The organism is Phyllobacterium sp. 1468, from assembly GCF_031455525.1.
Taxonomy (GTDB): domain Bacteria; phylum Pseudomonadota; class Alphaproteobacteria; order Rhizobiales; family Rhizobiaceae; genus Phyllobacterium.
Map to the genome: position 1 here is coordinate 582835 of NZ_JAVDSX010000003.1, position 12248 is coordinate 595082.

The following is a 12248-nucleotide window of genomic DNA, read 5'->3' on the forward strand; positions in this document are numbered from 1 at the left end:
GTCGTTGCGGCTGGTGCTGGCAGCGAGAGTGGATAGTAATTTTCATGACCAAGAACCTGACGCATCTCCAGCGTCTTGAAGCCGAAGCAATCCATATTTTTCGTGAGGTCGCGGCGACGTTCTCCAATCCCGTGATGCTTTATTCGATCGGCAAGGATTCGTCCGTTATGCTTCATCTGGCGATGAAGGCCTTCTATCCGGCCAAGCCGCCATTTCCGTTCCTCCACGTCGATAGCACGTGGAAATTCAAGGAGATGATCGCATTTCGTGATTCAGAAGCTCAGCGGCTTGGCTTCGATCTCCTCGTGCACAGCAATCAGGAAGGCATCGAGCAGGGCATCGAGCCCTTCACGCATGGCTCCAACACGCATACGCACATCATGAAAACCGTCGCGCTGCGGCAGGCACTCGACAAATACGGGTTCGATGCGGCATTCGGTGGCGCACGCCGTGACGAGGAAAAGTCTCGTGCCAAGGAGCGGATTTTCTCGTTCCGCAATGCGCAGCATTCCTGGGACCCGAAGAATCAGCGGCCGGAAATGTGGAAAATCTACAACACACGCGTTGCCAAGGGCGAATCCATCCGCGTGTTTCCGATCTCCAACTGGACCGAACTGGATATCTGGCAATATATCATGCAGGAGGAAATTCCGATCGTTCCGCTGTACTTCGCTGCGAGGCGTCCGGTTGTCGAGCGTGACGGCATGCTGATCATGCGCGATGACGAACGGATGCAACTGCTTCCCGGCGAAGTGCTGCAGCAGAAAATGGTGCGGTTCCGCACGCTTGGCTGCTATCCTCTGACAGGAGCGGTTGAGTCCGACGCGGCAACGCTGCCGGAAATCGTCAGCGAAATGCTCGTGTCACGCACCTCCGAGCGCCAAGGGCGCATGATCGACAAGGACGAGGCGGGCTCCATGGAGAAGAAGAAGCGTGAGGGCTATTTCTGATGTCTAAGCTGGGACAGATCAAGATTTCGCCCGCAGCTTCAGCCGCCGAGGAAATCAGCGCCTATATGGCCGAACAAGAGAAGAAATCGCTGCTGCGGTTCCTTACTTGCGGCTCCGTCGATGACGGCAAATCCACGCTCATCGGGCGTCTGCTCTACGATACCAAATTGATCTTCGAGGACCAGCTGGCAGCGCTGACCAAAGATAGCCGCAAGCACGGCACCAATGGCGAAGATATCGATTTCGCCCTGTTGGTAGACGGGCTGGAAGCTGAACGCGAGCAAGGCATCACCATCGACGTCGCCTATCGCTTCTTTTCGACGCCGAAGCGCAAGTTCATCGTTGCCGATACGCCTGGTCATGAACAATACACCCGCAACATGGCGACCGGCGCTTCGACCGCGGACCTTGCAATCGTGCTGGTCGATGCGCGGCAGGGTATTCTTCGCCAGACGCGGCGCCACAGCTTCATCGCGTCACTGCTTGGTATTCGCAACATCATTCTTGCCGTCAACAAGATCGATCTTGTGGACTATTCCCAGGATATTTTTGACAAGATTGTTGAGGATTATCAGGAGTTTGCCAGCAAACTTGGATTCAAGACAATACAGGCCATTCCGCTTTCGGCGCGCTTTGGCGACAATGTCATCGGGCCATCGGCGAACCTGCCCTGGTACAAGGGACCAGCGCTTCTGCAGCATCTGGAAAACGTGCCGTTGGAAAGCGCGGATGACGCACGTCCGTTCCGCTTTCCGGTTCAGTTCGTCAACCGGCCCAACCTCGACTTCCGCGGTTTTTCCGGCACCATTGCCTCGGGCAGCGTTGCGCCGGGCGACGAAGTCGTCGTCGCCAAATCCGGCAAGTCCTCGCGGGTCAAGCGCATCGTCACGTGGGATGGCGATCTCAACTCTGCCGGCGAGGGCGAAGCGGTCACGATCGTTCTCGATGACGAGATCGAGGTTTCGCGCGGCAATATGCTGGTGGCGCCCGAAGCACGGCCTGACGTCGCGGACCAATTCGCCGCCAACGTCGTGTGGTTCGCCGAGCATGCGTTGATCCCGGGGCGATCCTACATTCTGCGGACTGAAACCGATCAAGTCACTGCGACGATTACAGATCTCAAATATCGAATCGATATCAATAGTTTCGCGCAAGAAGCGGCCAAATCGCTTGATCTGAATGAAGTTGGCGTGGTCAACATTTCGACGCAGGTGCCAATCGCGTTCGATGCCTACAAGTCGAACCGCTCGACAGGGTCCTTCATCCTGATCGACCGCCTGACCAATGCGACGGTCGGCGCCGGCATGATCGACTTTGCTCTACGGCGTGCATCCAACGTGCATTGGCAGGCGCTCGATGTCGACAAGGCATCGCGCGCTGCGCAAAAAGACCAGAAGCCCGCAGTCGTGTGGTTCACCGGCCTATCGGGTTCCGGCAAATCGACGATCGCCAATCTGGTCGAGAAACGCCTGTCGTCACTGGGCAAGCACACCTATATTCTCGACGGTGATAATGTCCGTCATGGCCTCAATCGCGATCTTGGCTTTACCGAAGAAGACCGCGTCGAGAACATCCGCCGTGTCGGCGAAGTGGCCAAGCTGATGGCGGACGCCGGATTGATCGTGCTCGTATCGTTCATTTCGCCGTTTGCTTCCGAGCGCCGCATGGTGCGCGAACTGCTGGATGATGGTGAATTCCTCGAGATCTTTGTCGATACGCCGTTCGAGGAGTGTGCGAAGCGCGATCCCAAGGGGTTGTATGCGAAGGCACTGCGTGGCGAGATCAAGAATTTCACCGGCGTGGACTCGCCCTATGAAGCACCGGAGAATCCGGAACTGCATTTGCAGACAGTTGGTCGGACAACGGAAGAGCTGGCGTCAGAGGTTGAAAAGCTTCTTGTAGAGCACGGCATTATCTTCAACTACGATCAAAGTTCCTGGTCGATTTAGGCCATGCTGATATCAAGCCATGCTGGCCCGATCGCGAATCTCGCCATGGCCGTGGGAAACAGGCCAGAGGGAAGGGCATGAACGCCTTAAACTATCCTGCCCTGCTTCAGATGTTCGAATCCACGGCGATTGTTGCTGGACGCGAAATTCTGCGCATTTACATAGAGGGCTGCGACGTGGCGTTGAAAGACGACAAGTCGCCGGTCACCGCTGCTGATCACGCGGCGGAAGCCATCATCCTGGAGGCGCTGCGTCAGGCAACGCCCGATATTCCGATCGTGGCGGAGGAAGAGATTTCCAGCGGGCATGTGCCCGGTGATCTCGGCAACCGCTTTTATCTGGTTGATCCGCTCGACGGCACGCGGGAGTTCGTCAATCGCAATGGGGATTTCACCGTCAACATCGCCTTGATCGAAGACGGCGCTCCGGTGCTGGGCATCGTCTATGCTCCGGTACGCGGGTGGCTGTTTACCGGCGGCCGGAACGGCGCGCAGGAAGTGACCGTCGATTCCACGGGGAGTGTAACCACGCGCAACAGCATCTCGTGCCGGACTGCGCCGAAGGAGATGATCGCCGTTGCCAGCCGCTCGCACCGTACGCCGGAAACGGATGAGTATCTGAAGGATTTTGCCATCGCCAATTGCGTCTCGGTTGGCTCATCGATCAAATTCGGACTGTTGGCGCGGGGCGAAGCGGATATCTATCCGCGGCTTAGCCGAACGATGGAATGGGACACGGCGGCGGGTGACGCGGTTCTCCGCGCCGCGGGCGGCATCACGCTGACCCTCGACGGCAAGCCACTGACCTATGGCCGCCGCAACCAGGCCAATGATGCTGACTTCGCTAATCCCAGCTTTGTGGCGCGCGGAAGGTTCTAGAGCCTTTCATAGTTGGCTGGAAGCGTTCTCGCCCGTGTCTTTTTCAATTTCGGGGTGATGCGCAGTGGCAGAAACCACATAGCGTTACCTCCTGTCTCGCGAGCAAGGCCCTTGCCCGAGGTCAGACAGGCCAATCTTCCCTGATACACCGCTGGCTCGGTGTTTTCTGCTTCACTCACAAAACCCGGCAAAGGTGGCTGCGATGATCCTTGGCGGCAACGAATGCAGGGTTGTATTCGCCAGGTCGCGGCGGCGTTCCAAGTTGTGCCGCCAAGCCCTTTTATGCGGCATACTTCTTCCGTGCTAAAATAATTGGCAGGGACATTTAACAAAGGCGTGGAGTAGGCTACGGTTCTTCGGGGACAAGCATTTCAGAAAAAAATTTGAGGCGACATGGCAATTCACGCAGCAGTCTATCATCTGACCCACTATAAATATGACCGCCCGATCATGCTCGGGCCGCAAGTGATCCGTCTGCAGCCTGCGCCCCATTCCCGGACCAAAGTTCTCAGCCATTCGTTGAAGGTCAGTCCGGCCAATCATTTCGTCAATCTGCAGCAGGACCCCTATGGCAATTTCCTGGCGCGCTTCGTTTTCCCGGAGCCGGTGACGGAACTCAAGATCGAAGTTGATCTCATCGCCGACATGACGGTCTACAATCCGTTCGACTTTTTCGTGGAACCCGTCGCCGAGACTTGGCCCTTCGCTTACCCTGATGACATAAAAGAAGACCTGTCGATCTATCTGAAACCGGACCCGATCGGTCCGCTGCTCTCGAATTTTCTTGCGACTGTCGATCGTACTGCAACAAACACCGTGAATTTCGTCGTGGATCTCAATGCGCGTATCCAGCGGGAAGTTGGCTATGTCATTCGAATGGAAACCGGTGTGCAGGAGCCGGAAGTGACGCTGGACGTTCGCACGGGCTCTTGCCGTGATTCGAGCTGGTTGCTGGTGCAGGCGTTACGCCATCTTGGTCTGGCGGCACGGTTTGTTTCCGGTTATCTGATCCAGTTGAAGCCCGATCTGGTTTCGCTGGACGGGCCCGCCGGCACGAGCCAGGATTTCACCGATCTTCATGCATGGTGCGAGGTATATCTGCCGGGTGCTGGCTGGATCGGTCTTGATCCGACATCCGGTCTTTTGACTGGCGAAAGCCACGTGCCGCTTGCTGCCACGCCGCATTATCGCAACGCGGCTCCGATTTCTGGCATGGCGGAACCCGCTAATGTCGAATTCGGCTTCGATATGCGTGTTACACGCGTCTCCGAACACCCGCGCATCACCAAACCATTCTCCGATGAATCCTGGACAGCGCTGGATGCACTCGGTGAAAAGGTCGACGCGTTTCTCAAAGAGCGCGATGTGCGCCTGACAATGGGCGGCGAGCCGACATTCGTATCGATCGACGATTTCGAATCCGGAGAGTGGAATACCGATGCGGTCGGCCCCACCAAACGCGAAAAGGCAGACAAGCTTATCCGCCGCCTGCGCGAACGTTTCGCTCCGGGCGGGTTCCTGCACTACGGGCAGGGAAAGTGGTATCCCGGCGAGAGCCTTCCACGCTGGACGTTCTCGCTCTACTGGCGCAAGGACGGCAAGCCGATCTGGATCAATCCGGAGTTGATTGCAGCCGAGACCAGCGTGGCAAAGATCAAACCGGACGATGCGGGCAAGCTTCTGACCGGCATGGCCGAGGTGCTCGGTGTCGAGAACGAGATGGTCACGCCTGCTTACGAAGACCCGGCCGAATGGATCGTCAAGGAAGGCAATCTGCCTGCCAACGTCGATCCCTCCAATTCCAAGCTCAAGGATCCGGAAGAGCGCAGCCGCATGGCCCGCGTCTTCGAGCGCGGCTTGACGGAACCGACCGGCTTTGTTCTTCCCGTGCAGCGCTGGAACAGCCAGGCCGCTGCTGGCCCGCGCTGGCGTAGCGAGAGGTGGACAACGCGCCGCGGCAAGCTTTTCCTGGTGCCGGGTGATTCACCTGTCGGCTATCGCCTGCCGCTCGGTTCCTTGCCGCACATTCCTCCATCTGAATATCCGTTTATCGTTCCCGTAGACCCATCTGTCGAGCGCGGCGCTTTGCCGGATTCGGTTGCTCAGCCTGGAGCGGCTCCTCGGGACGCGCCCCAGACTGTGGCCTCGTTCACCGCGGCCGAGGGCACCCAGCAGGAGCGCGTCGAGCAGGAGCTAGGTGAAATCGGCGGTGCAGTGCGCACGGCCATTTCGGTTGAACCGCGCGATGGCCGATTGAGCGTTTTTATGCCGCCGGTCGAGGCGCTGGAAGACTATCTCGAACTTGTTGGCGCGGCGGAAGCTGCGGCGGCAAGGTTGGGGGTGCCGGTCCACATCGAAGGTTACGGGCCGCCGCAGGACCCTCGCATCAATGTCATTCGCGTTGCGCCAGATCCCGGTGTCATCGAGGTGAATGTTCATCCGGCGTCGAACTGGCGCGAATGCGTCGAGATAACGACGGCTGTCTATGAAGAAGCGCGGCAGACGCGGCTTGGCGCTGACAAATTCATGATCGACGGCCGCCATACCGGTACTGGCGGCGGCAATCATGTTGTGGTCGGCGGCGAGACACCGAACAACAGTCCGTTCTTGCGCCGGCCTGATTTGCTGAAAAGCCTCGTTCTACATTGGCAGCGTCACCCGTCACTGTCCTATCTGTTCTCGGGGATGTTTATCGGGCCGACAAGCCAAGCGCCGCGATTCGATGAAGCGCGCCATGACAGTCTTTACGAGCTCGAGATCGCGATGGCGCAGGTGCCTCTACCCGGCAAGGGTACGCCGCCGCTGCCTTGGCTCGTCGACCGCCTGTTCCGCAATCTGCTGGTCGACGTGACGGGCAATACGCATCGCTCGGAAATATGCATCGACAAGCTGTTTTCTCCAGATGGTCCGACTGGAAGACTGGGCCTGGTCGAGTTTCGTGGATTCGAGATGCCGCCCAATGCACGTATGAGCCTCGCGCAGCAATTGCTGGTGCGCGCATTGATCGCGCGGTTCTGGAATACGCCGATCGAGGGGAGCTTTGTGCGCTGGGGCACCACGTTGCATGACCGTTTCATGCTGCCGGCCTTCGTCTGGCAGGACTTTCTGGATGTACTGGCTGATCTGCGCCAGAACGGCTTTGATTTTCGCCCGGAATGGTTCGAGGCGCAACTCGAGTTCCGCTTTCCGTTCTGCGGCGAAATTGAGAATGAGGGCGTCAAGCTTGAACTGCGCCAGGCGTTGGAACCGTGGCATGTCATGGGGGAGCAAGGTGCGATTGGCGGTACGGTGCGTTTCGTCGATAGTTCGGTCGAGCGGCTTCAAGTCAAGGTCGAAGGCTTCAATCCTGCCCGCCATAGCGTCGCCTGCAATGGGCGCGAAGTGCCGCTGAAAATGACCGGCGTGCAAGGCACGGCCGTCGCCGGTGTCCGCTACAAGGCGTGGCAGCCCCGATCCGGCCTCCACCCTATGATCCCGGTCAATACGCCGCTTGTGTTCGACCTCTACGATCAATGGTCGGGACGTGCCATCGGCGGTTGCGTCTATCATGTCGCACATCCGGGCGGCCGCAGCTATGATACGTTTCCGGTGAACTCAAACGAGGCGGAAGCACGCAGGCTTACCCGGTTTGAGCCGCGTGGGCACACGGCTGGAGCTTACGAGCTTAGAAGGGAACAGCCCGCAGCGGAGTTTCCGATGACACTTGATCTGCGAAGGCCACGCGTGTGAACACAGGTATCGAAAAGCGACGATGTCAAAGGTGAGCCAAGCTCCATCCCTCGCCCGTTCGGGCCTGCTTGCAAGCTATAAGCCCCTGCCTGGCGTAGCCGACGAGATGATCGATCCATCGGGTGCGGTGCGGCCGGGCTGGGAAACGCTGCTCCACACGCTCGACCAGATTGGTCCTGAAAAGCTCGCGACTCGTTTTGCCCGCGCCAACCAGTACTTGCTCGATGCCGGTGTGTTTTACCGTGTCTACGATGAGAACGGCACGCAGGAACGCGAGTGGCCGCTGGCGCATATCCCGATTCTGATCAATGAAGCTGATTGGCAGACAATCACTGCCGGCCTCACCCAGCGAGCCGACCTCCTGGAGGAGATCGTCGCGGATATCTATGGCGAGACAAAACTGATCCGCGATGGAGTATTGCCGCCGGATCTGATTGCGTCCAACCCGGAATTCCTGCATCCGCTGGCAGGCGTAAAACCGGCGAGCGGCCATTTCCTGCATTTCTGCGCATTCGAACTTGGGCGTGCGCCTGATGGCCGGTGGTGGGTGCTGGGCGATCGCACGCAGGCGGCTTCCGGTGCCGGTTTCGCACTCGAAAACAGAGTGGCGACGACACGCGCACTTTCGGATATTTCCGGTGCCATGAACGTGTACCGTCTCGCGGGGTTCTTCAAGGATTTCCGCGATTCGCTGCAGAGCCTCGTCACTGATCCACAGGGACGTGCTGCGATTCTGACACCTGGACCCAACAACGAGACCTATTTTGAACATGCCTATATTGCCCGGTATCTCGGCTTCATGCTTCTGGAAGGTGATGACCTGACAGTCAGCAACGGCCGGGTGATGGTGCGCACTGTCTCCGGTCTCAAGCCTGTCGACGTTTTATGGCGGCGGATGGATGCCGCATATATGGACCCGCTCGAGCTTAAAACCGACTCGTGGATCGGCACGCCCGGCATTGTCGGGGCACTCCGTCAGCAGTCGGTCTCGCTAGTCAACGCGCTCGGCTCCGGAATACTCGAAACGCGTGCTCTTCTGGCGTTTCTGCCGGCGATTTCCAAGGCGCTGCACAATCGCGATCTCGCGCTTCCAAGCATTGCCACCTGGTGGTGCGGGCAGGAGAAGGAGCGCAAACATGTCATAAACCGGCTCGACCAGATGATGGTTGGCCCGGCACTTTCGACGCGCCTTCCTTTCGAGGATGTGGACGCAACAGTGCTTGGCTCGTCGCTCGATGCCGATGCGAGGGCCGCGCTTCTCGGCAGGCTGGAGAAAGACGGGCGCGGCTTGGTCGGCCAGGAAAAAGTCAAGCTTTCGACCACGCCGGTCTATGTCAATGGCAAGCTGGAACCGCGGCCATTCGTGTTGCGTGTTTTTGCGGCGCGCCACAAGGACGGCTGGAGCTTCATGCCGGGCGGCTTTGCCCGGGTCGGGCGCACGATGGACACCGCGGCGATTGCCATGCAGCGGGGCGGACAGGCGGCCGATGTCTGGATTACGAGTAGCGGATCCGTTCCCAAGGATACATTGCTGCCACGCGAGGATGACACATTCCGGCGTAATGTGCCGGGCACGCTGCCTAGCCGCGCTGCTGAAAATTTGATGTGGATGGGGCGCTACATCGAGCGCGCTGAAGGCACAGCGCGGATACTGCGCGCCTGCCATGCGCGCTATGCCGAAGCGGCGAATATGGAAATTCCGCTGCTGGTGGAAATGCGCGCCTACCTGAAGCCGCTTGGCGTCAATCTGGATACGGCAATTCCAAAGGGGTTACAGCGCTCCATTGACGGCGCCATGTTGAGTGCGGGCCGCGTCCGCGACCGATTCTCGCCCGACGGCTGGCTGGCATTGCGCGACCTGTCGAAGACGATTCACCGTTTTAACGATGCGGTTTCGCCGGGCGATGATGCCACGCGCGCCATGACGATTATCCTGCGCAAGCTCGCCGGATTCTCCGGCCTTGTGCATGAAAACATGTATCGTTTCACGGGATGGCGGTTCCTCGAAATCGGCCGCCGCTTGGAGCGTGGCATCCAGATGACGCGCATTCTGGCGACGCTGTCGCGGGATGACGCGGCAGAGGGCGCCCTGGAAATGCTGCTCGAGATTGGCGACAGCGTCATGACCCATCGGCGCCAGTACAGCGTTTATTCAGGCCGTCTCAGCGTGCTTGACCTCCTGGGGCTCGATCCACTCAATCCGCGCTCGATCATCTTCCAGCTTGACGCGCTTAAGACGGAATTTGGTCTGCTGCCGGCGCGTGATGCGGACACTCACATGCCTCAATTTTCCAAGGAAGTGCTGCGTCTGCATACGGAGCTTGCGATTATGGAGGCGAGCGACCTCACGCCTGAAAAGCTCGAGACAATAGAATTCGAATTGGGCAATCTTTCCAATATGATTTCCGACACCTACTTCGCCTGAAGGCTTAGGCCGTACACTCGTTATAGGATCGACAATGACGCCCGAAACGGCAAGAAGATGCGAGGAGAAGCGTAGAGGGCGGGGCCCGTCCTCCGGCCACTTTGGTGCAATGGCTCGAAAGCGGGCAAACCGGCCCGTCGCCTTTGCTCCTCGTATCCGAAGGAAAAGCCTCACACCATCTCCACCCTACAGTGAGGTTTCGGCCTAGCATGTTGTACAATATCCGCCTTCATCTTCACTACGATTATGAGCGGTCTGCTGCGGGTGGGCGGCACCACATCCGGGTCATGCCGCAGGCGATGCCCGGCATTCAACGCATTGTCGCCTCCAGCCTCTCGTTCGATCCGGTTTCAGCGGAGCGCTCCGAATTTACGGACTTTTTCTCCACCAGCGTGACCTCGATCGTCTATCGCAATCCGCATGAGACGCTTGATGTGACGATGATGGCACGGGTGAATGTGACGCGGCCGCAGAATATGCTCGATGTTTCGCCCGATCTTGCCGGACTGCGGAAGGAGATACGCAGCGTCTGGTCGATTGCCGCCGATGCGCCGCACCATTTCCTGGCCACGAGCGCTCACGCAGCGATCGACTCGGATATCACGGCCTACGCGGCGCAAAGCCTTGTCGATGCGCGGACGGTGATTGAAGTGGTCAATGATCTCAACAAGCGCATCCATGCGGACTTCACCTATGATGGTGATGCGACGGACGTGCGGACGACCGCGCGTCAGGCATTCGATCTGAAGGCGGGTGTATGCCAGGATTTCAGCCACGTGATGATTGCAGGGCTGCGCGGACTGGGCATTCCGGCCGGTTACGTCAGCGGTTTTTTGCGAACAATCCCGCGGCCGGGCAAGGAGCGGCTGGAAGGCGCTGATGCGATGCACGCTTGGGTGCGCGCATGGTGCGGACGGGAAGCCGGATGGCAGGAGTTGGATCCGACCAACAATATGGTTGCGGGGAACGATCACATCACCATTGGCTACGGCCGCGACTACTCCGATGTGTCACCCATTGTGGGCGTGCTCAAGACAAGCGGTTCGCAAAAAGGCAAACAGTCTGTCGATGTGATTCCGCTGGAGTGAGAATCGGCATCCATATTCCGCATACTATTGAAATGGTTTTTCTTGGTTTCTGGAAATCCCGAGAATATGGTCTGCACCATGCTTCCCATACCGCCCCTGATGCTCACCACTGGTCCAGTTCCTGCCTATCCTGAAGTCCTTGCGGCGCTGGGATCGCCGGTGCTCTATGACTATCACCCGGCATTTCAAATCTTCTATGCGGACGTCACCGAAAAGCTGCGTCAGGCGCTTCGCTGCGACATTGCTCCGGTGATCATGCAGGGTGAGGCTATTCTTGGTATCGAGGCGGCGGCAGGCGCATTGATTTCAAAAAACGATGTCGTCCTCAACCTTGTTTCCGGTGTTTACGGCAAGGGTTTTGCCATCTGGGCCTCACGGTATGGAAAGGAAGTCATCGAACTCGCCGTACCCTATGATGATGTCATCGATCCTCAGGCTATTCGCGAGGCATTAAGAAAGCGACCCGATATCTCGGTTGTGTCGCTATGCCACCACGACACGCCATCGGGCACGCTCAATCCTTTGCACGAAATTGGGACGGTGGTCGCTGGGCATGGCGCATACCTCATTGTCGATGCCGTGTCATCCTTCGGCGGCCTGAATGTGCATCCACAGGAAGCCCACGCGGATATTTTCATCACGTCGCCTTCGAAATGTCTTGGCAGCACGCCTGGCTTGAGCTTGATTGCGTTGAGCGAGCGTGCCTGGGCGAAGATCGAAACCAATCCCGACGCGCCGGTGGGCTCATTCCTGAGCCTCCTTGCCTGGAAGGACGCATCCGAACCTGGAAAGCCTTTTCCTGTTACGCCTTCCATTGGCGAGATTTATGCGCTGAACGCCGCGCTCGATCGTTATGTGGAGGAGGGCCCCGAAAACGTGTGGGCCCGCCATGCGGTGACCGCGGCAATCACGCGAAAGGGCCTGTTCGAGCTGGGGCTGCCTTTGTGGCCAAAGGAAGAAGCTTTCTGCTCTCCGACGGCGACCGTTTTCAAGGTGCCGGAAAACATCAGCGACGTGGCGCTGCGCGATCGCCTGTTGCACGACCATGGCATTCTTGTCTCGCTTGGGCGCGCGGAGACGGCGGGTAGGGTGCTCCGTGTTGGCCATATGGGCCCTTCGGCACAGCCTGACTTCGCCGGCACATTCTATTTTCAACTGCAACAGATACTAAACCCTCTTTGTTTTCAGGAGGATGCAATGCCCTGTCGTTTCCGTCAGTTGAATATGAA

Annotated in this window: 7 protein-coding genes; all 7 read left to right on the forward strand. The window is 58.4% G+C overall.

Annotated features, from left to right (window positions below; all coding sequences use genetic code 11):
• Positions 1-44 precede the first annotated feature (44 nt).
• Positions 45-950 carry a sulfate adenylyltransferase subunit CysD gene (gene cysD / locus J2X72_RS11960; protein ID WP_310072148.1) on the forward strand — a complete coding sequence of 302 codons (906 nt, stop codon included), beginning with the start codon at positions 45-47 and terminating at the stop codon, positions 948-950.
• Positions 950-2899: a sulfate adenylyltransferase subunit CysN gene (gene cysN, locus J2X72_RS11965; protein ID WP_209997648.1), complete on the forward strand. Its 1950-nt coding sequence runs from the start codon at positions 950-952 to the stop codon at positions 2897-2899. The genes cysD and cysN overlap by 1 nt, the downstream gene beginning before the upstream one ends.
• 77 nt (positions 2900-2976) lie before the next feature.
• Positions 2977-3777 (forward strand): 3'(2'),5'-bisphosphate nucleotidase CysQ, encoded by an 801-nt coding sequence (gene cysQ, locus J2X72_RS11970; RefSeq protein WP_310072151.1) that lies wholly within the window; start codon positions 2977-2979, stop codon positions 3775-3777.
• 393 nt (positions 3778-4170) lie between these two features.
• Positions 4171-7506: a transglutaminase family protein gene (locus tag J2X72_RS11975; RefSeq protein WP_310072153.1), complete on the forward strand. Its 3336-nt coding sequence runs from the start codon at positions 4171-4173 to the stop codon at positions 7504-7506.
• Positions 7507-7528: 22 nt separating this feature from the next.
• Complete coding sequence (locus tag J2X72_RS11980; RefSeq protein WP_310072155.1) at positions 7529-9931, forward strand: circularly permuted type 2 ATP-grasp protein; 2403 nt, start codon at positions 7529-7531, stop codon at positions 9929-9931.
• 209 nt (positions 9932-10140) lie between these two features.
• The gene (locus J2X72_RS11985; RefSeq protein WP_310072156.1) at positions 10141-11019 is read left to right on the forward strand and encodes a transglutaminase family protein; all 879 of its coding nucleotides are present in this window, start codon (positions 10141-10143) and stop codon (positions 11017-11019) included.
• Between the two features lie 78 nt (positions 11020-11097).
• A partial coding sequence (ppaT, locus tag J2X72_RS11990; protein WP_310072158.1) for a pyridoxamine--pyruvate transaminase occupies positions 11098-12248 on the forward strand: 1151 nt, incomplete at its 3' end.